Source organism: Mesorhizobium sp. M0816 (assembly GCF_040320005.1).
Classification (GTDB): domain Bacteria; phylum Pseudomonadota; class Alphaproteobacteria; order Rhizobiales; family Rhizobiaceae; genus Mesorhizobium.
In genome coordinates, this window is record NZ_JAMYOT010000004.1 from 322,184 (window position 1) to 341,559 (window position 19,376).

The window sequence follows — 19,376 nt, forward strand, 5'->3', positions numbered from 1 at the left end:
CCGGTGAGGGCGCCTTGTCCACAGATGGGCGGCCAGACCATGATCCGAAAGTGGAAGCCGGTTTCCGGAAAAGATCCTAACTAGCAAAAAGTATCAGTCGAGCACGGAGACTATCGCCTTGGCGAGCGCATCCATGCCGTCCTCGGGCAGGCCGGCAACGTTGATGCGGCTGTCGCCGACCATGTAGATGGCATGCTCGGCGCGCAGCCGCTCGACTTGCGCTTCCGACAGGCCAAGCCGGGAAAACATGCCGCGATGGCTGGCGACGAAATCGAAACGGTCGGAGTTGGACTGCCGCCGCAGCGCCTCGGCGAACTGGACGCGCAGCCGCAGCATGCGCAGCCGCATCTCTTCAAGCTCTGCTTCCCAGTCGGCACGCAATGCGGGGTCTTCAAGCACGATGCGCACCGCCGCCGCGCCGTGGTCCGGCGGCATCGAATACATGGCGCGCGCCGCCGACAGCATCTGGCCCATCGCCAAATCCGCCTGCGCGCCACCTTTCGCCATGATCAGCGCTGCACCGACTCGGTCGCGATAGACGGCAAAGTTCTTCGAGCAGCTCGAGGCAACGACCATTTCCGGAACTTTTGCCGCCAGAAGGCGCAAGCCGGCGGCATCCGCATCAAGTCCCTCGCCAAAGCCCTGATAGGCGATGTCGACAAAGGGCAGCAGGCCGCGCTCAACGACAAGATCGGCAATGGCAGCCCATTGCGAGATGTCTAGATTGGCGCCTGTCGGGTTATGGCAACAGCCATGCAACAATACGACGTCGCCAGGATTCGCGGTTCTCAATGCATTCAGCATGTCGTCGAAGCGAACCGCACTGGAAGCAGCGTCGAAATAGGGATATTCGCGTGTCTGCAGGCCAGCGGCGCGCATCACCGGCATGTGGTTCGGCCATGTCGGATCCGATAGCCAGACCATCGCGTCGGTGCGGGTCCTTTTCAGCAGCTCTGCTACCAGCCGCAGCGCGCCGGAGCCGCCTGGCGCCTGCGCCGCACGAATGCGCGTCATGTCGGCGGCTGGGCCGAACACCAACCTGGCCATCGCCGCGTTGAAGGCAGTATCGCCGGCAAGGCCGAGATAGGTCTTGGTATCCTGGCCCTGCAGCAGCCGCTTTTCGGCTTCGCGCACCGCGCGCATCACCGGCGTCTTGCCGTCGCGATCCCTATAAACGCCGACCCCAAGATCGACCTTGTCGGGACGCGGGTCGGCGCGATAGAGACCGATCAAGGCCAGGATCTTGTCGGCAGGCGCGGGCTGGAGATTTTCGAACATCGATAAGGTTCCGTTGGCGGCGGAGTGATACGCAAACCGGCCGTACTTTGCCAGCAGTTTCATATGCGCCAACTCGGCGCCGGTTTGCCTCGAGGGCGGCCAATACTATCTGGCGGGCGAGAGCGGGCCCGATATCTCCCAGGACGAGAACGCGGCGAGCCGTAAGAAAATTTCGGGGAGAGCGGGATTAACATCCCGACCTGCTCCGTAAACAGGACATGAAACGGCCGATGCCACGCTTCGATATTCTGGGACAGCTCGGTTCGCTGCGCCGCTATGCACGCTCGCTGACGCGCGACAGCGCCGATGCAGAGGATCTGCTGCATGATGCGCTGGTGCGTGCCTATGAGCGACGCGGCAGCTTCCGCTCCGGCGGAAATCTTCGCGTATGGCTGCTGTCGATCGTCCATAATGCATTCATCGACGGTCTGCGGTCCCGCAAATCCGAAGCAATGCGCATCGAACAGGCCGGCTATCTCGCCGAGGCGAATGTCCAGGCTCCGCAGGAACATTCGGTCCGTCTGGCGCAGGTGCGCGAAGCGTTTTTCGAATTGCCGGAGGAGCAGCGTTCGGCGTTGCATCTCGTCGCCATCGAGGGGCTTAGCTACAGCCAGGCCGCTGAGGTGAGTGGCGTGCCGCTTGGCACGCTGATGTCGCGCATCGGCAGGGCGCGTGCGGCCCTGCGCGAGATGGAGGACGCGGTGCCGGCACGCGCGAAAGGCCATCTGAAGATCGTCGGAGGTGGATCATGAACCAACTGCGCGATCCCGTAACCGGCGCCGATCTCGACGCCTATGTCGACGATCAGCTGGACGTGGCTCGTCGCATCGAGGTCGAGGCGTTCCTTTCGGCCCGCCCGGACGCGGCCGCGCGGGTGATGTCCGACTTACGGATGCGTGACGAATTGCGCGTGGCGCTTGCCGGATCGAAAGGCATGGCGCGGCCCGCGACGGCCGATGCTGCACGACGGCTGGAGCGGGGATTGGCGCGCGGCCGCGTCCTTGGTGCTTTGCAGCGAGTTGCGGCAGTCGCTGTCTTCGTCGCTGCCGGCTGGCTTGCGAACGGGCTCATCGGACCGATATCGGTGACGGAAGTCGTCGCTTCGACCCATCCGCCGGCCTATGTGGAGGACGCGGTCCGGGCGCACCGCACGACGCTCGTGCGCGAGGCGATGTCGTCGCAACCCGAAGCACCCGGCTACAATGCCGACGAAATCCGCGCCGCGACGGCGATCGTGATGCCATCGCTGCCAGCGGACTGGACGGTCCGTGACGTGCAGATCTATCCATCGCAATTCGGACCGAGCGTCGAGATGGCTGTCGAGACGAAAGAGATGGGGCTGGTCTCGTTGTTCGCGATCAGGCCCGGAACATTCGACGTCGTCAAGCCGACCGTCGTTCCCTCGGGCGAAGTTTCCTCGGCTTATTTCCAGATCGGCGAGGTCGCCTACGCGGTCGTCGGACGCAGCGATGTCGGCGGTCTCGATCGCACGGCCGAAGCCCTCGCCAAAACGCTTTACTGATCGACCTGCAAGAAGGAGAACCACATGAACAATCTCGGATATATCGGGGCCGGAGCCCGAGCCGGAGCCGTCTACGATGAAGGCCTGCGCCGGCACATGCTGCGCGTCTATAACTATATGGGCCTTGGCCTCGTCGTTACGGGCGTGATCGCGTTCGTGGTGGCTTCCACGCCCGCTCTTTACGTGCCGATCTTCTCCACACCGCTGAAATGGGTGGTGATGCTGGCCCCGCTGGCCTTTGTGCTCTTGTTCTCGTTTCGGATGCAGGCGATGTCGGCAGGCGGCGCCCAGGCGATGTTCTGGGCATTCTGCGCGGTCATGGGCCTGTCGCTGGCTTCCGTGTTCCTGGTCTTTACCGGCACCAGCATCGCACGCACCTTCTTCATCGCCGCCACCATGTTCGGCGCGACCAGCCTTTACGGGTACACGACCAAACGCGACCTGACGCAGTTTTCGTCGTTCCTGATCATGGGCCTGATCGGCGTGGTGATCGCCAGCATCGTCAATATCTTCCTGGGCTCGACCGCGCTCCAATTCGCGATCTCTGTGATCGGCATCGCCGTCTTCATCGGCCTCACCGCCTGGGATACCCAGACGATCAAGGAGCAGTATGCGGAAAACTTCGGCGCGGAATCACAGCAGAAACTCGCTGTCTTCGGGGCATTCTCGCTCTATCTGAACTTCATCAACATCTTCCAACTGCTGTTGAACTTCACCGGCGAGCGCGAATAGCCGGCGTTGAACCAAGACCGGAGTTGGACATCCTGGACAGAAACGATCAGCAAGCGATCGGACAGCTCTTCGAGAAGTTGGCAAGCGCCGAGCGCCAGGCGCCGCCGCGCGATGCCGAAGCAGAGCGCTTCATCCAGGACCAGATCACCCAGCAGCCTGGGGCGCCATATTACATGGCCCAGACGATCGTGGTGCAGGAGCAGGCCCTGAACGCAGCTCAGGCGCGCATAGAAGAACTGGAGGAGCAGGCGCGGCAGCCGGCCGGCGGTGGACCGCTCAGCGGCTTCTTCGGCCGCAGCGGCGGCAGGCGCTCAGGCTCGGTTCCGCGGGTAGGGCGCACCGCCTCCGTTGCAACTGAAGGGCCGCAGGACACGCCACAACGGGCAGGCGGCGGTTTTCTTGCCGACGCCGCGCAGACCGCGATGGGCGTGGCGGGCGGCGTGCTGCTCGGCAACGCGATCGCCGGCGTGCTTGGCGGCAGCGAAGCGAAGGCAGCTGAACAGCCGACGCCGCAGCCGGACGAAGCCGATCAGGCAGGCGATTCCAGCTCCGATAATGGCGGTGACTTCGGTGATATGGAGTTCTGACGAGCGACCCAGCCTGTGCCTGTGCTGGCGCTGGTGACGATTGCGGGTCAGCATCGGCGAGGTGGCGAGGGCAACATCCGGGAAGCGAGCCCTCGCCGGCGGCTAATAGCCCAGGCGCTTCAGTTCAGCCTTGACCGCCGCGATCGTCCGCCGGCGGCTAATAGCCCAGGCGCTTCAGTTCAGCCTTGACCGCCGCGATCGTCTTGAAGCGGAAGTGCTTCGTTGCGCCGTCGCGCCAATGGCAGTCGCATGTGGTATCGAACTTCCGGCTCGCTTTCAATTGAGTCAGCGCCTTCTGGCCTGGCTTGGGGCCATCGAAGATGCGAACTTCGTAGAGCGTCCCTTCGACATCGTAGTGCATCTGAGCCCAGGAAAGTATCACGATCAGTTCCTTTGCCGGGTCGTGGTCGGCGTTGGCGAGGCCGAGCGCTATGTCCGGTGTGTCGCCCTCTTGTTCACCGATCGTGACCTGGATTGCGCGATATCTGTTGTCAGCTAGCCGTTGTAGCGCGACGAGTGGGCGTTCCGGATATTCCTCAGTAGTCTGGTAATCGACGAAGAGTGTCTGGAGGCCGTTCCAGCTCACGGCTGTGGTGTGCGGATCAGCATTGTCGGCGAACCCAACAACACGTTTGGCGAAAGCCAGGTCGTTCTCGCCTGGCGCACGATCAAAGTCCTGCGCTCGCGCGCCAGTGAGCGCGCAGGCGAGGGTGAGGGCAAGACTTGCAAGTAGCGGGAGTGTGTTCATGATTCCCAACCCTAGCATGCCCGTTGCCCCACAGCGCTGTTGCGAATGTCTAAGAGTGACCGGCCTGATCTCGCCGCCAACGGATGCTATAGGCGTAGTCGCATAAGATAGATTATGGAACTGGCATGGCCGATTGGATGTGACGTGAAGATAGCACCTCGCGAGATCCAACTCGGGAACCCAGGCCGTAAAAACTTAGTCTTTCACGCTGATTCGTAAGGGATTTCGATCGTCATGCCGTCATAAGCAGGCTCGACGTTGGCCGGCGTCTCGGCCATTACCGTAGCGTAGTCGAGTGGCACATGCATATGCGTCAGCACCGCGTTCTTCGGCGCCAGTCTTTCGATCCAGCCAAGCGCCTGGCCAAGCGACAGATGGCTCGGATGGACGGTGTATTGCAGCGCGTCGATGACCAGCATGTCCAGCCCGCGCAAACGCTTGGCGGTCGCCTCCGGAAAGTCGCTGACGTCAGGGCAATAGGCCAGCCCGCCGATGCGGAAACCCAGCGAGGTGATGTCGCCATGGAGCTGCAGCAGCGGTTCGAGGGTGAGGGCGCCGCCCTCGCCTGCGATCACCACCGGCCTGTGGTGGTCGATGATATGGGCGTTGACGATCGGCGGATACGAACTGCCTTTCGGTGTTTCGAAACAGTAGCGGAACGCCTCGCGTAGGCGCAGCATGGTAGCCTGATCCGCATGGATGTCGATCCGGTGGCGCTGCTCGAGCACGAAGCCGCGCAAATCGTCGATGCCGTGGATATGGTCGGCATGCGGATGTGTATAGACCACCGCATCGATGCGCTTGACCGATGCCAGCAGCATCTGCTCGCGGAAATCCGGGCCGGTGTCGATGACGACCGTGGTCCGGGCGCCACTCGCCGCGATCCGCTCGACGAGCGCTGCGGTGCGCGTGCGCCGGTTCCGGGGGTCCGCGGGATCGCAATTGCCCCAGTCGCCGGTGATGCGTGGCGTGCCCGGCGATGAGCCGCAGCCGAGGACGGTAAGACGTAACCGGTCGCTCATGCGTCAGGCGCCCGGCGCGCTCGGGCGCGGCATTTTCCTAAACAGCCGGAAGAAATTATCCGTGGTGATATTAGCGATCTCGGCCTCGCTGAAGCCGATCGTCTCGGCCAGCACCTTGGCTGTATGCGCGACATAGGCGGGCTCATTACGCTTACCGCGAAACGGGATTGGCGCAAGGTATGGCGCGTCGGTTTCGAGCAGCAGACGGTCGCGCGGCACATCGGCGGCGACGGCGCGCAGCTCGGCGGAGTTCTTGAAGGTCAGGATGCCGGAAAACGAGACGTAGCCGCCGAGCGCCACGCCGATCTCGGCCAGCCGGCGCCCCGACGAAAAACAGTGCAGGATGAAGGGGAAGGCGCCCTTCCCCGTTTCTTCTTCGAGGATATCAGCCATGTCGTCGTCGGCGTCGCGCGAATGGATGACCAGCGGCAGACCGGTCACGCGCGCCGCGGCGATGTGGGTGCGAAAGCCCTGCGCCTGTGCGTCGCGCGGCGCATGATCGTAGAAATAGTCGAGTCCGGCCTCGCCAATCGCCACCACTTTGCGATGAGCAGAGAGCCGCACCAGATCATCGACAGTGACATCAAGCTCTTCGGCCGCATTATGCGGATGGGTGCCGACCGAGCAATAGACCTCATCGAAAGTCTCTGCAATCTCAAGCACTTGGTTAAATCGCTTCACCCTCGTCGAGATCGTCACCATTCGGCCGATGCCGGCCGCTAGGGCGCGGGCGACAATGGCCGTCCGCTCTTCGGCGAAATCCGGAAAGTCGAGGTGGCAGTGACTGTCGACCAGCATCAGGCGTTCGCGTCCTGCTTTTCGTAACGCGGAAAGACCGCCTCCGGCGCGGGCAATGCCGTGCCGGGCACCAGCGCATAGTCGGCGTGGACATGCGCAAAGTCACGGTTGTCTGCCGGCACCGCCAGCAGGTCGAGCAGCTTAGCAGCCGACCCCGGAACAAAGGGCTGGCAGAGCAGCGTCACGCGCCGGACGACTTCGATCGTCGTCCACAGAACTGTCTTCATACGCTCTGGATCGCTTTTGCTTAGCGCCCAGGGTTGCTGAGAGGCGAAATAGCGGTCAGCTTCGGCCACCACTCCGAAGATCGCCGCCAGCGCCAAATGGATGCCCTGATCCGCCATCGCCTTTCGCGCGACGGCGAGTGCCCCCACCGCTTGGTCGAGGATGGCGCTGTCGGCTTCGGTCAGTTCGCCGCGCTTTGGCACCGCGCCGCTGCAGTTCTTGGCGACCATCTTCAGCGAGCGCTGCGCCAGGTTGCCGAGGCCATTGGCAAGGTCGGCATTGGTGCGGTTGACGATCGCATCATGGCTGTAGCTGCCGTCCTGGCCGAACGGCACTTCGCGCAGCAAGAAATAGCGCACCTGGTCGAGGCCGTAGTGCTCGATCATCGCGAACGGGTCGATGACGTTGCCGACCGACTTCGACATTTTCTCGCCGCGGTTGAACAAAAAACCATGCGCGAACACGCGCTTCGGCAATTCGATGCCAGCCGACATCAGGAAAGCCGGCCAGTAGACCGCGTGGAAGCGGACGATGTCCTTGCCGATGACGTGCGCGTTTGCCGGCCAGAACGACCATCTCTCATTGGCCGGATCCGGATAGCCGGCGGCGGTGATGTAGTTGGTCAAGGCGTCGACCCAGACATACATCACATGCTTCTCGTCGCCCGGCACCGGGATGCCCCAGTCGAACGTGGTGCGCGAGATCGATAGGTCCTTCAGGCCGGACCTGACGAAGCTCATCACCTCATTGCGCCTCTCGGCAGGACCGACGAAATCGGGCTGGTTTTCGTAAAGTGCAAGGAGCCTGTCCTGATAAGCCGACAGCCGGAAGAAGTAGCTCTCTTCCTCGACCCATTCGACCGGCGTCCCCTGCGGCCCATAGCGGACATTGTCGGCACGCACCTCGGTCTCTTCTTCGCCGTAATAGGCTTCGTCACGCACCGAGTACCAGCCGGCATAGCCGCCCTTATAGACGTCGCCATTGGCGGCCATCGCCTTCCAGATCGCCTGCGAGGCCTTGTAGTGCCGCTTTTCCGTGGTGCGGATGAAATCGTCGTTGGAGGCATCGAGCGCGACGGCCATGCGCTCGAAATCGGCCGAGTTGCGGTCTGCCAGCTCGCGCGCTGAAATACCTTCTCTCTTCGCCGTCTGCAGCATCTTTATGCCGTGCTCGTCGGTGCCGGTGAGAAAGAGCACGTCCTTACCGTCGAGCCGCTGGAAGCGGGCCAGCGCGTCGGTGGCAATCAACTCGTAGGCATGGCCGATATGCGGTTTGCCGTTCGGATAGGAAATAGCCGTCGTGACGTAGTATTTTTCGCGTGCCATGGATGAGCCGTCATGAATGTCTGAATGAAAGATGTCGCGGTGAGATATCGCATCGAAACGGCAATTGCCATCCGACGCCAATGTGGTGGCTTCGAAGTTCCTGCGATTGATTGGGATCAATACTCAGGGGCTTCAAAGCCACGCCAGCGGCCGTCACATTCGCATTGCAGAATTCAGGCGGTCGATCATGGTCAGGGCGTGCTGCTTTTTGTCGAGATTGTAGGTCTCGGTTTCAGATATAGCGTTCAAAGCCTCGTGCCAAGTATCCGACAGCGTTTTGGCCCGCGCGAGATCGCCGGCGAGCGCGGCCTGGCTGGCGCCGGCCGACAGCAGATCAAGCGCGCGGCGATTGAATATCTCGAACGGGATTGCCTGGTCGCGGCCGGCGACCGCCTCGGCAAGACGGTAGGCGCCTGCGACATCTATCTTCTTGGACATGACCAGGGCGTCGAGGGTGGCGGCGATTTCGAGCCCTCCATACTGCGTCAACAGGATCGCATTGCGCGCGCTGCCCCCTGCCCGCTCCGCCAGCGCCGCGCGCGCCCCAGGATCCTCCGGTGGCGGCGGCTCGATGCCTTCCAGAACCGTCATCAAGTTCTCGGCATCGAGCGGCGCCAACCGCACCATCTGGCAGCGCGACCGGATCGTCGGCAGCAGACTGCCCGGCGCATGGACGATGAGGATGAACAAGGTGCGCGCGGGTGGCTCTTCAAGATTCTTCAGCAAGGCATTGGCAGCATTGGTGTTCATGTCGTCGGCGGGATCGACGATAACCACCCGGTAGCTGCCGTCGTGCGAGGTCAGCGACAGAAAACGGCTGACCTTGCGGATTTCGTCGACCGTGACCACTGTCTTGAAGCTCTTGGTCTTGTCGTTCGCCGGGCGTGTAAGATGCAGCACCGAAGGATGCGCGCCGGTGGCGATCTGTCGAAACAGCGACGAAGCCGGATCTGGAACGGCAAGGCTTTCCGGCGCCTGCTCGAAGGCCGGGTGCTTCAACAGATGATGCGCCAGGTGAAAGGCCAGCGTCGCCTTGCCGATGCCAACCGGTCCGGCAAAGATCAGTGCGTGCGGCAGCTTTCCCGAGCGGTAAGCGGTGGCGAGCATGTTGGCCGCCTGCAGGTGACCGACAAGACGCGGCGTCTCGGATGGCTCGGGCACCCCGTCCAGCGTATCGTGCTGTTCGGGCGCGATGCGTTCGAAAATCATGCTGGCGCCGCCTGCCTTCTTTGTGCCGGCATCATCCTCTCGAGAGCCGCGAACACCGCGGCGGTAACGACATCCTCCACCGCATCTAGGTCGGCTGAGGCATCGACGACAACGCAGCGTTCGGGTTCAGCTGAGGCGATCGCGAGAAACGCCTCGCGCCGGCGTTGGTGGATGGCCAATGTTTCTTTCTCGAAGCGGTCCGGTCCGTCACTGCTGCCCCGCCGGGCGGTAGCGCGCCTCAGGCCCTCGGCGGGGTCGATGTCGAAGATCAGTGTCATGTCCGGCACCATGCCGTTGATGGCGACCTTCTCCAATGCGTCCATGAATGCCGGGTCGAGGCCGCCGGTCACGCCCTGGTAGACGCGCGAGGAATCCATGAAACGATCGCAAAGCACGACCGAACCGCGCTCGACTGCCGGCCGGATGACCTGTTCGACATGGTCGGAACGCGCAGCGGCGAAAAGCAGCGCTTCCATCTTGGGGCCGAACGGCTCGGCTGCGCCTGAAAGCAGGACATGCCTGACCGCCTCCGCGCCCGGCGAGCCACCCGGCTCACGTGTCACCAGCACATCGTATTTCTTGGCGCGCATCTTCTTTGCCAGCCGCTCGATCTGCGTCGACTTGCCTGCTCCTTCGCCGCCTTCAAAAGTGATGAAAAATCCGCGCGCCAAAGCCTTTGTCCATACTTCGGGGACCGTATAGTCCCGGCGGGAAAAAAGGTCCACCGCGACGGTGCTAACGCAGCCAGCCGACGGCCAGTTCCTTGGCGGCGTCGAGCGCGCGCTGCGGCAGCGAACCGACACCGATCGACTCGGCGGCAAACAGCGGCGTCTCCTGGCTCAGCGTATCGCCGATCCAGACGCGCAGCGTACCCACCGGCTGCCCCTCCTCCACCGGCGCTGCCACCGGTCCGTCATAGACGATCCTGGCGGTGAGCTTGTCGCGGTTGGTGATCGGCAGGAAGATCTGCACCGGTCCTTTTGCCTTTAACGCGACACCGGACTTGGCGCCGCCAAAGACCTGGGCTTCGCCAACCACTTCGTCCTTGGCGAATACTTCAGTCTTCTCGAAGGAGCGAACGCCCCAGTCGAGCAGCTTTCGCGCTTCCTCAGCACGCTCACGGTCGTTTGCCAGGCCGCTCATCGCCGCGATCACCCTTGTGCCGTTGTGGCTGACCGAGCCGACAATGCCGAACCCGGATTGCTCGCTGGCACCGACCGCGAGCCCGTCGGCGCCTATGTCCATGCCCAGTAGCGGATTGCGGTTCCTCTGGGAAATCTTGTTCCAGGTAAAATCCTTCTGGCCGTAATAGCGGTAGAGATCCGGGTAGTTGCGCCAGATATGCAGCGCCAGAAGCGCGAGTTCGCGAACGCTCGTTTGCTGCCCATCGGCCGGCAGACCGGTGGAATTGACGAAAGTCGATTTCTGCAAGCCGATCTGGCGGGCACGCTCGGTCATCTGCGCCGCGAAGTTTGCTTCGGACCCGGCCATCCCTTCAGCGATGACGATACAGCCGTCATTGGCCGCCTGCACGGTCACGCCCTGGATCAGGTCTTCCAGCCGGATCGTCGACTTGAGCTTGGCGAACATGGTCGATGTCCCCGAAGGAGCGCCGCCTTTGCGCCAGGCGTTCTCGCTCACCACGAAGGTGTCATCGAGCGTCATGCGCCCTGATTTGATGGCGTCGAAAACCACTTCCATCGTCATCAGCTTGGCCAGCGAGGCCGGCGGGATCAACCTGTCGGCGTCCTTGGAAAACAGCACGGTTCCGGTTTCGGCATCGATCATGAAGGCCTGCGCGGCCTTGGTCTCGAAAAGCTGTGCTGAGGCCGGCGCAAGCGAGAGCAGCAGCAGGCCGAGCGCCATAAGCCCGGTGAAAGGGTGAAAAGATTTCATCAGGTTCGACCAGTGAGCCGGCGCTTTTGCAAGTTGGCAGAAGCTATCAGGCTTTTGCCTGGCGGATCAATCGCGCGCGAAAAAACCAGGCAGCCCCGAGCTCAGTTGCGTACAGCAAGCACATCCGGCGCACCATGCGACCACGCTGCCTGCAGCATCTCGTCCAGGCTGCCACGACCGTCGGCAAAGAGGTTGACCGAGTACCAGTCCTTGCCTTCAAGTTCCGAGCGCTGGATCTCGGTCTTGCCGAAGCTGGAAAGCTGGGCCGCCACACGCTCCGCTTCGGCGGCATTCTCGAACGAACCCGCCGCGACATAGTCCGTGGGCGACCCGGTAGGAGCTTGCCGCTTCCACGATTGAAGAATTTCGGCGGGCGACATGCCGGCGCCATCCAGCTCGGCAAACGCGTTGGAGGCGCGTTGCACGCGCTCGTCCGCGTAAGACAGCGACGCCACGGTGAACGGCGATTGCGCCGGCAGGTTGATCTCCGGGCGCTCCGGCACGATCGGGCCGAAATCGGGCAGTACAATGTCTCCCAAAGCAGATGCTTGCACTGCCATGACAGGCCCTGCATCGGATCCCTGCCCGGAATTCGTCAGCTGACCGGGGAACGGCACGGCAGCAGCGCTCACCGGCAGGCTTGGCGACGGCCCATTCATCGCGACCATGACACCGCTGGGCAGGCCGTCCGACGGATCCGGCGCCCTGTTGCCTGGACGATACGAAGCCATAAGATACTGCCCGTCATTGCCTTCGAGCGGCGCACGGCCGACATATTCGACCTTCACCTCGGCCGTACCGATGTTGGCATAATCGAGCATTTCAGCAGCGCGCTTCGACACATCGATGATGCGTCCATCATGATAGGGTCCGCGGTCGTTGACGCGCACGATCACCGAGCTGCCGGTCTTCATGTTGGTGACCCGCGCATAGCTCGGCAGCGGCATGGTCGGATGCGCCGCCGTCAGATCTGCCATGTCGTAGACTTCGCCGTTGGCGGTCAACCGGCCGTGGAAGGCCTCACCGTACCAGGATGCGAGGCCAACCTTGGCGTAACGTTTGTCTTCCTTCGGATAATACCACTTGCCGCGCACCTGATAGGGCTTGCCGAGCTGGTCGCGTCCGCGAGACGTCTTGAACATGACGCGCGGGCTGGCTTTCACGCCGTATTCGGCTTCGGAAAAATATTCCTTGGAGCGAGGTTTCTTGTTGACCATCGCCTTTTGCTGCGGCCCGGCACATGCTGCAAGAAAGGCTGCCGACAAGGCAAACAGCGCGAAAGCGGAAGCGCGACGAAGACGCGGGCGCGCCGTGGTCTGCATATTTTGATTGTCCCCTATAGCATCGACGAAGGCACCGCAGCATGAACGTCAGCGATGCCAAAGCACCCACTCCAGAAACGCCGGCGACGCCCTACCCCAATCCTTTTTGTGCGCAGGAATTGTTTATCACCGTATTAACCGATTGTGGTCGGAACCGGGCGAGATTGTGGCACGGACCGCCTCGCTGATCGGCATGAAAATCATCGCTTATCGATCAGAAACGCCGTTCGTGGCGCACTTTGCCCCTGGCTTGGCGTGTCTGCGAGCGCAGATTCAGGGACCGAATATCACAAGTTCGGTGAACGTCAGATCTCCAGGTGCGGGTGGTCTGGGACCTTTGAAGTATTTCAGCCCCTTGTTGGGGCGGTACCATCCCACCAAGCCTGGAATCGGCTCCTTGGCGTCGACAAAGCAAACCAGGATTCCGCTTCGCAAGAGAAAGCGCCCCATCGCACCGGCGCAGCGGCTCAAATCCGCAAGCGAGCGGCAATAGATGACCTGATGGCACTGGATAACACCGTGCAACATTCGGCGCGGCATCAATACCAGGGGGAACGCTGCTCCGTCGCAGATGCAGATCAACGACAGGCAGCCCAGCGCGGCGTGTTCCGAGAGTATGTATCTCTCACTCTCGGGCAGCATCGCCAATTCCGGAAGATCGGGACGCACTTCGACCACGCGACATGACCGCTGCGTCAAACTTAAAGCCGGCAAGAAGGTAAATTGTCCGCTGGAGAAGAGCCGAAAGCCTAGCGCCCGGTTGGCTTTCAATGTCGCTTGTGCCGGCGAAATGTTCGTGTAGGTCACGTCCTTCCGCTTGAGAACCGCCGCAACCAACATGGCGCCATAGGGACGGAAATCTGCATCGACTGACCAGCTTGAAAGATTGCAGCGGATTTCGTCGCCCTCTGGCCCCTGGTAGCGAGCATAAAGGGTGAGCACAACGCCGACGATCCGACCGGCATGCTCCAAAACAAAGCCATATCGTGGGAACTCGGCAACCGCAGGACGCTGCGACAAACGGGTCAGAGCGTGTATCCAGTAACTCCGGTTACGCGCCGGAAAGCCCCTGCACAGGCAATCAACCACTCCCTCCCAGTCGGTTTCGCGGATTGGTCTACAGCGAAGACCGGGCGGGAGAGCGCCAAGTACGGCCAAAATCAACTCCAGAATACGATTTACTTACATGTGCCTAATGCGCTCCACATATCAGCGCTCAACGATTAATAGTCCGTGCGGGTTTTAAAAACGATTTTCCACACTCAGCACAAACACAGCTCGCCATGACGCTGCTCACCGTCCTGGATCGCGCCGAAAGGTGCGGCCGCCACGGTTGACTTGGCGTTGAATGCGGCTTTACAGGAATGGAGCGCGAACCGGTCGGGGAACGTCCTGGTGCCAATCCGGTACCGACAGCTCGAACCCGCTCCTCTCGCGATATCCTAAGTGATTGAAAAATCACCTTGGAGGGATGGCCGAGCGGTTTAAGGCACCGGTCTTGAAAACCGGCGTGGGTGCAAGCCCACCGTGGGTTCGAATCCCACTCCCTCCGCCAGATATTTCTATATCTACCTGTTGTAATTACGCTTTATGGGCCGCGCTCCTTCAGTTCCTAACTTAGTTCCTAACTTGCCGAAATGATGGGCGATCGAATCTCCTTGACCCATTGCGTGCGCTGAAGCCGGTTTTCTAGTGTGGGATAGGATCGGGAGGGACTAATGCCGACAATAAGCGAACAACTGAATCAGATAGCCATCCAGTTTTCGAGCGACCGGCAAATTGAGAAAAGAGAGGTCCAGAGAGAGATTGCCGCCGCAGAGACACGCCTCGCCTTGTTGGCCGCACGTCTCGCTGAGATTGAAAAGTCACGGTTGCGGCAGTCCACATTCATAGCGGAGCGCAATGGCAACTATCAGTGTCCTCGGTGCTGGATACAAACGGGGACCACATCTGATCTAAAGCCGGTCGCGGTAGGAATAGCTGGGGACCGCGAAATTGATCAATTCGTGTGTGGCACGTGTGGTTTTGACGAGGGCTTTGACCCCTGAAAACGCGAAAAAGCCCGCCACCGTGAGGCAGCGGGCTTGCTGGTGTGCGGGTTAGTGCTTGTCGCTGCCGTCGCGGTGGTTCCAAAGCCGTTCAGCCTCAGCCCATGTGTCGGCAGTCGGCCCCTGTGCGCCGCAGCGCTTGCACTTGACGTGATAGTCCCCGTTGAAATGCTCGACTGCGACATCGCGGCTGTGGTCGAATGGACATTCGCGGAGCCTAGTCATTGGCCAGCTCCCACGATTTCCTTGGCGTCGCTCATGATGCTTCCCCTTCCGAAGCCAACTGGAGAACCGATGCCGCCAACTGTGCAGCCCAAAGCTCGCTTTCCAAGGGGTATTTGCGCGCAATCGCCTTGTTGAAGGTGGTGACCGCCTGTGCCTTGATCAGCATCCCCTCCATAGCCGTTCCCGGCTGCTCCATGATAGCCGTCACCAGATCTGAAAGTGACTTCTTCGCAGCAGCCGCCCTCGCCTTCGCCAGGTCCATGCCTGAAATATCCCGAAGGCGGGTGGTTTGAGCCTGATAGGCCTTGCCAAGCTTGAGCTCTCTCTTGGCTCTAGCGAGCCAGTGCGCACGCCTAGCTCGCATGGCCTCACTCGCGTTGTGTCTCAGCGGGCGGTCGGTGGCCACTATGGCCGCGAGGTTTCTGACATCACGGACACAACGGACGCGCTCTTCTCCTGGACGTTTAAGGAGCCGCCCGGCGATATCGCGCTCGCCGTCTGTGTAGTCCCCTCGCGGCCAGGTGATTTCGTCGGGCGCAAGCGGCCAGCGGTGTTTCCATTCCGCAGCGATCCACTCGATTTCTTCGAGCGCGGCAAGGTATTCGGCGGAGGCGTCCGGCAGTTGTTTGCCAAGCCGGATCAGCTCGGGGTTTTCTGCCACCGTGGCAGAGTGCGCGGGCGGTGCCACGGTGAGAGCGGCGGCGGCGGCGGCGGTTGAGGCAGCCGCAAGGCCAAGCAGAAGGCGGCGGCGGTTGACATCGGGCATGCCTTCGGCGGCTGCCCGAACAGTGATGTTCGGCATGTGGTCTATTCCTCATTAACTAGTTATATTTACCAGTTCACCATGAACCCGGATTATGTTGCCGTCAACACCGAACTATGAAATATTCCTAGTTGGACAGATAGAGGACACAGAATGCTCACAACGGGAAACCAGCTTCGCGCAGCCCGCGCCTTGGCTGACATCGACCAAGGAACGCTTGCCAAGCGTGCCGGCATCAATATCAACACCGTAGGCGCCATGGAGAAGAAGGGCGCCCAAGGGCTAACCAGCGGCCTCGACAAAGTGCGCGCGGTCATGACCGTTCTTGAGGCCGAGGGCATCGAGTTCCTGAATCACGGAAGCCCAGGCGTCCGACTTCGATCCAAAGGATGACAACCATGTTTAGAGCTACGCCAGTTATTTGCGCTTTAATCCTTAGTGGGACCACCATCGCGCATTCCATGGACTATGCCGTCATTGGCGCGGGTGCCCAGTCATGCGGCTCGTGGGTCAAACATCAATTGATGCGGGAGACTGGTCTCAGCTGGGTCCAGGGATTTGTGACCGCGATGAATATGCATGAAGCAGTGCAGGGAGGCTCGGGCAATTTGTCCAAAGGCACAGACGCAGACAGCATGGAACTGTGGGTCACCAACTACTGTTCAGCCAATCCGTTGAAAGATATTTCGGACGCGGCGTTCCAACTGTACGCCACTCTGAAGAACAGATGACTGCGAACACGCCCCGGGCCCGCATGTCAGCGAAGAGGCGGCAAGCCATCTTCAGCGAGCATTGCACCGGTCACAACCTCGCGCCGTGCTGCCTATGCGGCGAGCCGATCCACCGCCACGCAGACCGCTGGATTATCGAACACAAGCGCGCCCTCGCCCTGCTAGGCCGCGACGTAAACACGAACTGCGGGCCGGCCCATTTCAGGTGTGGCGAGGTCAAAACCCATACCCAGGACTTGCCGAGGATCAGGAAGGCCAAGCGCCAGCAGGCCCGGCATGAAGGCACAAAAAAACCGACGCGAGGCTTTCAGGCCCCGGCCGGCGTTGTGTTCGATTGGCGTGTTAGGCGCTACGTCGCGACAGCGGAGTGATCTAGCGAGCGTTGTTGACGCTGTAGCCGGTCGGTTTGGTGTCGGGCGTATAGATCAACCCGACGCGCTTGCCACCGCACTTGGCGCACCTCAGCTTCGGAATGAGATCATCCGCCATTGCTGGCGCGTCTGGGCCGAATCGAGCACGCAGTTTCGCCAAATCCAACTCTTGACGATGATGGCATGGCGCACGATGGCAGTGCGCCGTCACCTGCACGTTTTCGTCAATCAGAGATTGGAATGTCCAGCCTTTTGCCATACGCCGGATATAGTGGGAGTCTGGCCAGTCCGCCAAGCCGGCGTCTTGCCGTATATTAGCAGCATCTTGACTACCTCATAGGCCGCCCCAGACTCAATTTATGGCGCGGGGAGTAGGCATTGGTGACGTGGTGGCGATTACCGCCACTGTTCGAAGGCGCGTGACAGAGGACCGCGTCAGCGTGTCCCTCCCGAGCTATGGTTTCCCGCATTCGATCAGGGACAGCAAGTCAAAGGTCAAGCGAGGCCAGCAGATCGAGCTGCGAGGCGAAGTCACCAGGATCGATGAAGGCAACGTGACGATCGATCTTGGACCGCTGGTGACAGTTGATCGCGAAAAGGTCCGACTGGTGGAAAAATACCGACCACCGACGAGAAACAAGCGCCTGCGGGACGAAGTGGATTAGCCGCCGCGTAACACTCGCCAGATGTCGGACCAGTAAGCGGTAACGATCGATGCCAGCGCCGCTGCCGCCATGCCGGTAACGCCCAGCGCACCGAGCCCCATGAGCTTCCACCTGGTCACTTCCGCGGTGACAGCTTTGACCTCGATCATGTCATCGGAAAGGGCCTCGACGGCGCTTTCCGTCTTGGCGAACCTGCCGGCGAGTTCGTCGGTTTTGGTGTACATCTTGGCGCGGCTGGCGGCGGCGCGCTGTTCCGATTGCTCATAGGACAGCGCCGTTCTTGCATCCGAGTCTTTGATGTCGCGGCGGATTTCAGTGACGTCGCGCTGAATGTCTTGCATGGCCTGCATGAGGCCGCCGACCATCATCTCCAGGCTTCTGTTCGTCGTCGGCATTATCCCCGCCCTCGCACTGCTATTGACGCCAGCCGCAGAGCGTTTCGCCCCGAAGGTTGTGCTCGAGCGCCGTCCGCGCTTCGGCCGACGTCATGTCTTCGACCGGGTTGCGGTTCGGCTTCTCGATGTCGCAGAAGCTGCCGCCGCTATGCTGGCAAGCGGCAAGCGCGACGAACGCGGCCAGCGCTAGGATTTTCGGCGTGACCATTTGGCCTGCTCCTTCAGAACTTCGGCGTCGGTCATGCCGGCAACGGCTTGGTCGATCTTGTCGGCTTCTGAGCGGGCGGCGAGGCGTTCGGCGTCCAGCTTCGCCTTCTGGCTGGCTTTGCCCTTTGAGTAGGCTGTCCATATCCCGGCCAGGGCCATAACGCCGGCAAGGATATATGGCCAAAACTGTCCGATGAGGGCGGCGATAATAGCGCCCATCTCACTTCTCCTCTGCCGGCGGGGGCGGCGCAACCATGCCGGTCGGACCATCGCGAACCGCATTGATGACGAGCTTCAGCAAAGCGAGCGAGCCGCTGATTTGAAGCGCAGTGCGATCCGTCACGCCGAACATCGTCCAGTCGAAGCCGACCAGAGCGCCACCGCAAATGATGGTGATCAGCACGTTGAGGAAATTGTGGAAGCTGTTCGAGTTGAACCATTTCATCAGAAGATGCTCCAGAAGAGTTCGATGATGCGATGCCAAGTCGTCGCGATGATCAGCAGGCAGGCAGCGGCAATGCCTCCAGCCTTGGCCGCAGTCGGCACCCTGGAGGGCGCAGGAGCCGCCGCAGGTGTGACGGGCTTCGGCGGCTGGGCAGGTGCTGGCGCCGGCTTGACGGGCTCTGGAGCGGCGGCCGTGGGCCACGGCGTGTCCTTGATGCGTGACCACTTGGCGTAGGCGTTCGCAAGCCTCGTATCGTAGGCGTTCTTTTTGAAGCCGGCGCCGTTGTAGCCCTTGGCGAACGCTGCCCAATCGTGCTTGCGGAGCGCGATATCCAGCTTGTGGAACTTGATGAAATTCACCGCCGCCGCGAGCTGCAATTCTTCATCCACCATCATGTCGGAAACCATGTCCTGCACGGTCTCGTAGCCGGCCGCCCTGAAGTTCTCGCCGAGCACCTGCCCGAGACCCCATGAGGCTGATTTCAGCGCTGCCGTCTCATCAATCGCACCGGCAGCTTTCAGGCGCGGATAGCTATCCCGGGGATAAGGCTTCTCGCCCCATCTCTGGTAGGCGAGGCCAGCCGCTACGGCTTGTGCGCGCTTCGCTCCAGACAGGTTGCGAAAGAACACATGCGGTTCGAACAGGATGATAGGCCGGCCTTGTGCGTCGAAACCGTGGCCGAGTGTTTCAACGTCAAGGAACGCGTGGATCTCGTCTTCGCCGACGCCGATCAGCGCGCCGAGTCTGGGCAGATCGATATCATCAAGGCGCCGTGCAGCGCCTTTGAACGTGAGGTCCATGGGGGTTTCCTTAGATGTTGGAATGAATCAAAGCGCTGCCGCGACAATCGCCACCGACACGC

At 61.4% G+C, this 19,376-nt stretch carries 25 protein-coding genes and 1 tRNA gene; 8 read left to right on the forward strand and 18 right to left on the reverse strand.

Annotated features, from left to right (window positions below; translation table 11 throughout):
* Positions 1–93 precede the first annotated feature (93 nt).
* Positions 94–1,278, reverse strand: coding sequence for an amino acid aminotransferase (locus tag NKI17_RS08390; protein ID WP_352905645.1), 1,185 nt, complete (start codon positions 1,276–1,278; stop codon positions 94–96).
* Positions 1,279–1,496: 218 nt separating this feature from the next.
* On the opposite strand from NKI17_RS08390, the gene NKI17_RS08395 reads away from it, so the two are divergent.
* From NKI17_RS08395 to NKI17_RS08410, 4 genes are read left to right on the forward strand one after another with little or no spacing between them, the layout of a single operon-like run.
* Positions 1,497–2,030 carry a sigma-70 family RNA polymerase sigma factor gene (locus NKI17_RS08395; protein WP_023675067.1) on the forward strand — a complete coding sequence of 178 codons (534 nt, stop codon included), beginning with the start codon at positions 1,497–1,499 and terminating at the stop codon, positions 2,028–2,030.
* Positions 2,027–2,800: an anti-sigma factor family protein gene (locus NKI17_RS08400; protein ID WP_023675066.1), complete on the forward strand. Its 774-nt coding sequence runs from the start codon at positions 2,027–2,029 to the stop codon at positions 2,798–2,800. The genes NKI17_RS08395 and NKI17_RS08400 overlap by 4 nt, the downstream gene beginning before the upstream one ends.
* A 24-nt stretch (positions 2,801–2,824) precedes the next feature.
* Positions 2,825–3,532, forward strand: a complete 708-nt coding sequence (locus NKI17_RS08405; RefSeq protein WP_023675065.1) for a Bax inhibitor-1/YccA family protein — start codon at positions 2,825–2,827, stop codon at positions 3,530–3,532.
* Between the two features lie 23 nt (positions 3,533–3,555).
* Positions 3,556–4,119 carry a DUF2076 domain-containing protein gene (locus NKI17_RS08410; RefSeq protein ID WP_245274627.1) on the forward strand — a complete coding sequence of 188 codons (564 nt, stop codon included), beginning with the start codon at positions 3,556–3,558 and terminating at the stop codon, positions 4,117–4,119.
* 157 nt (positions 4,120–4,276) lie between these two features.
* Here the strand turns inward: NKI17_RS08410 and NKI17_RS08415 are convergent, their stop codons facing one another.
* The 9 genes from NKI17_RS08415 to NKI17_RS08455 form a co-directional block, all read right to left on the reverse strand.
* The gene (locus NKI17_RS08415; RefSeq protein WP_352593878.1) at positions 4,277–4,867 is read right to left on the reverse strand and encodes a hypothetical protein; all 591 of its coding nucleotides are present in this window, start codon (positions 4,865–4,867) and stop codon (positions 4,277–4,279) included.
* 203 nt (positions 4,868–5,070) lie between these two features.
* Positions 5,071–5,889: an MBL fold metallo-hydrolase gene (locus tag NKI17_RS08420; RefSeq protein ID WP_352636703.1), complete on the reverse strand. Its 819-nt coding sequence runs from the start codon at positions 5,887–5,889 to the stop codon at positions 5,071–5,073.
* Positions 5,890–5,892: 3 nt separating this feature from the next.
* Positions 5,893–6,687 carry a TatD family hydrolase gene (locus NKI17_RS08425; protein WP_352593880.1) on the reverse strand — a complete coding sequence of 265 codons (795 nt, stop codon included), beginning with the start codon at positions 6,685–6,687 and terminating at the stop codon, positions 5,893–5,895.
* On the reverse strand, positions 6,687–8,237 hold the full coding sequence (gene metG, locus NKI17_RS08430) for a methionine--tRNA ligase (RefSeq protein ID WP_023675060.1): 1,551 nt from the start codon (positions 8,235–8,237) through the stop codon (positions 6,687–6,689). The genes NKI17_RS08425 and metG overlap by 1 nt, the downstream gene beginning before the upstream one ends.
* A 153-nt stretch (positions 8,238–8,390) precedes the next feature.
* Positions 8,391–9,446, reverse strand: a complete 1,056-nt coding sequence (locus NKI17_RS08435) for a DNA polymerase III subunit delta' (protein ID WP_352593881.1) — start codon at positions 9,444–9,446, stop codon at positions 8,391–8,393.
* A complete protein-coding gene (tmk, locus tag NKI17_RS08440) occupies positions 9,443–10,117 on the reverse strand; it encodes a dTMP kinase (protein ID WP_352448921.1) in 675 nt (224 codons plus the stop codon). Before tmk ends, NKI17_RS08435 begins: the two co-directional genes overlap by 4 nt.
* Positions 10,118–10,181: 64 nt before the next feature.
* The gene (locus NKI17_RS08445) at positions 10,182–11,312 is read right to left on the reverse strand and encodes a D-alanyl-D-alanine carboxypeptidase family protein (protein WP_352905702.1); all 1,131 of its coding nucleotides are present in this window, start codon (positions 11,310–11,312) and stop codon (positions 10,182–10,184) included.
* A gap of 131 nt (positions 11,313–11,443) precedes the next feature.
* On the reverse strand, positions 11,444–12,664 hold the full coding sequence (locus NKI17_RS08450; RefSeq protein WP_352905646.1) for a septal ring lytic transglycosylase RlpA family protein: 1,221 nt from the start codon (positions 12,662–12,664) through the stop codon (positions 11,444–11,446).
* 273 nt (positions 12,665–12,937) lie between these two features.
* Positions 12,938–13,822: a GNAT family N-acetyltransferase gene (locus tag NKI17_RS08455; RefSeq protein ID WP_352905647.1), complete on the reverse strand. Its 885-nt coding sequence runs from the start codon at positions 13,820–13,822 to the stop codon at positions 12,938–12,940.
* A gap of 307 nt (positions 13,823–14,129) precedes the next feature.
* Between NKI17_RS08455 and NKI17_RS08460 the strand changes: the two genes are divergently transcribed.
* Positions 14,130–14,219: transfer RNA gene (locus tag NKI17_RS08460), tRNA-Ser, on the forward strand.
* A gap of 544 nt (positions 14,220–14,763) precedes the next feature.
* Here the strand turns inward: NKI17_RS08460 and NKI17_RS08465 are convergent.
* Together NKI17_RS08465 and NKI17_RS08470 are read right to left on the reverse strand one after the other, a co-directional pair.
* On the reverse strand, positions 14,764–14,937 hold the full coding sequence (locus NKI17_RS08465; protein ID WP_352905648.1) for a Lar family restriction alleviation protein: 174 nt from the start codon (positions 14,935–14,937) through the stop codon (positions 14,764–14,766).
* A gap of 31 nt (positions 14,938–14,968) precedes the next feature.
* Complete coding sequence (locus tag NKI17_RS08470; protein ID WP_352905649.1) at positions 14,969–15,739, reverse strand: hypothetical protein; 771 nt, start codon at positions 15,737–15,739, stop codon at positions 14,969–14,971.
* Between the two features lie 153 nt (positions 15,740–15,892).
* On the opposite strand from NKI17_RS08470, the gene NKI17_RS08475 reads away from it, so the two are divergent.
* Positions 15,893–16,093: a hypothetical protein gene (locus NKI17_RS08475; protein WP_352905650.1), complete on the forward strand. Its 201-nt coding sequence runs from the start codon at positions 15,893–15,895 to the stop codon at positions 16,091–16,093.
* A 68-nt stretch (positions 16,094–16,161) separates the two neighbouring features.
* A complete protein-coding gene (locus NKI17_RS08480; protein ID WP_352905651.1) occupies positions 16,162–16,431 on the forward strand; it encodes a hypothetical protein in 270 nt (89 codons plus the stop codon).
* A 372-nt stretch (positions 16,432–16,803) separates the two neighbouring features.
* Here NKI17_RS08480 and NKI17_RS08485 read toward each other — a convergent pair whose 3' ends face one another.
* A complete protein-coding gene (locus NKI17_RS08485) occupies positions 16,804–17,097 on the reverse strand; it encodes a hypothetical protein (RefSeq protein ID WP_352905652.1) in 294 nt (97 codons plus the stop codon).
* Between the two features lie 64 nt (positions 17,098–17,161).
* Between NKI17_RS08485 and NKI17_RS08490 the strand changes: the two genes are divergently transcribed.
* Entirely contained in the window at positions 17,162–17,467 is a 306-nt protein-coding gene (locus tag NKI17_RS08490; protein ID WP_352905653.1) for a hypothetical protein, read from the forward strand.
* Here NKI17_RS08490 and NKI17_RS08495 read toward each other — a convergent pair.
* The 5 genes from NKI17_RS08495 to NKI17_RS08515 are packed head-to-tail and all read right to left on the reverse strand — an operon-like array spanning position 17,464 to position 19,314.
* Entirely contained in the window at positions 17,464–17,862 is a 399-nt protein-coding gene (locus NKI17_RS08495) for a DUF1515 family protein (protein WP_352905654.1), read from the reverse strand. The two genes, NKI17_RS08490 and NKI17_RS08495, sit on opposite strands and share 4 nt — an antisense overlap.
* Positions 17,863–17,881: 19 nt before the next feature.
* Positions 17,882–18,070 (reverse strand): hypothetical protein, encoded by a 189-nt coding sequence (locus tag NKI17_RS08500; RefSeq protein WP_352905655.1) that lies wholly within the window; start codon positions 18,068–18,070, stop codon positions 17,882–17,884.
* Positions 18,049–18,288 carry a hypothetical protein gene (locus NKI17_RS08505; protein ID WP_352905656.1) on the reverse strand — a complete coding sequence of 80 codons (240 nt, stop codon included), beginning with the start codon at positions 18,286–18,288 and terminating at the stop codon, positions 18,049–18,051. The genes NKI17_RS08500 and NKI17_RS08505 overlap by 22 nt, the downstream gene beginning before the upstream one ends.
* A gap of 1 nt (position 18,289) precedes the next feature.
* Positions 18,290–18,514 carry a hypothetical protein gene (locus NKI17_RS08510; protein ID WP_352905657.1) on the reverse strand — a complete coding sequence of 75 codons (225 nt, stop codon included), beginning with the start codon at positions 18,512–18,514 and terminating at the stop codon, positions 18,290–18,292.
* Entirely contained in the window at positions 18,514–19,314 is an 801-nt protein-coding gene (locus NKI17_RS08515) for an N-acetylmuramidase family protein (protein WP_352905658.1), read from the reverse strand. Before NKI17_RS08515 ends, NKI17_RS08510 begins: the two co-directional genes overlap by 1 nt.
* Between the last annotated feature and the right edge of the window lie 62 nt (positions 19,315–19,376).

Bases quoted from the DNA above. Each gene is read 5' to 3' on its own strand.
- NKI17_RS08390 (WP_352905645.1), bottom strand. From the start codon at position 1,278: ATGTTCGAAAATCTCCAGCCCGCGCCTGCCGACAAGATCCTGGCCTTG.
- NKI17_RS08395 (WP_023675067.1), top strand. From the start codon at position 1,497: ATGAAACGGCCGATGCCACGCTTCGATATTCTGGGACAGCTCGGTTCG.
- NKI17_RS08400 (WP_023675066.1), top strand. From the start codon at position 2,027: ATGAACCAACTGCGCGATCCCGTAACCGGCGCCGATCTCGACGCCTAT.
- NKI17_RS08405 (WP_023675065.1), top strand. From the start codon at position 2,825: ATGAACAATCTCGGATATATCGGGGCCGGAGCCCGAGCCGGAGCCGTC.
- NKI17_RS08415 (WP_352593878.1), bottom strand. From the start codon at position 4,867: ATGAACACACTCCCGCTACTTGCAAGTCTTGCCCTCACCCTCGCCTGC.
- NKI17_RS08420 (WP_352636703.1), bottom strand. From the start codon at position 5,889: ATGAGCGACCGGTTACGTCTTACCGTCCTCGGCTGCGGCTCATCGCCG.
- NKI17_RS08425 (WP_352593880.1), bottom strand. From the start codon at position 6,687: ATGCTGGTCGACAGTCACTGCCACCTCGACTTTCCGGATTTCGCCGAA.
- metG (WP_023675060.1), bottom strand. From the start codon at position 8,237: ATGGCACGCGAAAAATACTACGTCACGACGGCTATTTCCTATCCGAAC.
- NKI17_RS08435 (WP_352593881.1), bottom strand. From the start codon at position 9,446: ATGATTTTCGAACGCATCGCGCCCGAACAGCACGATACGCTGGACGGG.
- NKI17_RS08445 (WP_352905702.1), bottom strand. From the start codon at position 11,312: ATGGCGCTCGGCCTGCTGCTGCTCTCGCTTGCGCCGGCCTCAGCACAG.
- NKI17_RS08450 (WP_352905646.1), bottom strand. From the start codon at position 12,664: ATGCAGACCACGGCGCGCCCGCGTCTTCGTCGCGCTTCCGCTTTCGCG.
- NKI17_RS08465 (WP_352905648.1), bottom strand. From the start codon at position 14,937: ATGACTAGGCTCCGCGAATGTCCATTCGACCACAGCCGCGATGTCGCA.
- NKI17_RS08470 (WP_352905649.1), bottom strand. From the start codon at position 15,739: ATGCCGAACATCACTGTTCGGGCAGCCGCCGAAGGCATGCCCGATGTC.
- NKI17_RS08480 (WP_352905651.1), top strand. From the start codon at position 16,162: ATGGACTATGCCGTCATTGGCGCGGGTGCCCAGTCATGCGGCTCGTGG.
- NKI17_RS08490 (WP_352905653.1), top strand. From the start codon at position 17,162: ATGGCGCGGGGAGTAGGCATTGGTGACGTGGTGGCGATTACCGCCACT.
- NKI17_RS08495 (WP_352905654.1), bottom strand. From the start codon at position 17,862: ATGCCGACGACGAACAGAAGCCTGGAGATGATGGTCGGCGGCCTCATG.
- NKI17_RS08500 (WP_352905655.1), bottom strand. From the start codon at position 18,070: ATGGTCACGCCGAAAATCCTAGCGCTGGCCGCGTTCGTCGCGCTTGCC.
- NKI17_RS08505 (WP_352905656.1), bottom strand. From the start codon at position 18,288: ATGGGCGCTATTATCGCCGCCCTCATCGGACAGTTTTGGCCATATATC.
- NKI17_RS08510 (WP_352905657.1), bottom strand. From the start codon at position 18,514: ATGAAATGGTTCAACTCGAACAGCTTCCACAATTTCCTCAACGTGCTG.
- NKI17_RS08515 (WP_352905658.1), bottom strand. From the start codon at position 19,314: ATGGACCTCACGTTCAAAGGCGCTGCACGGCGCCTTGATGATATCGAT.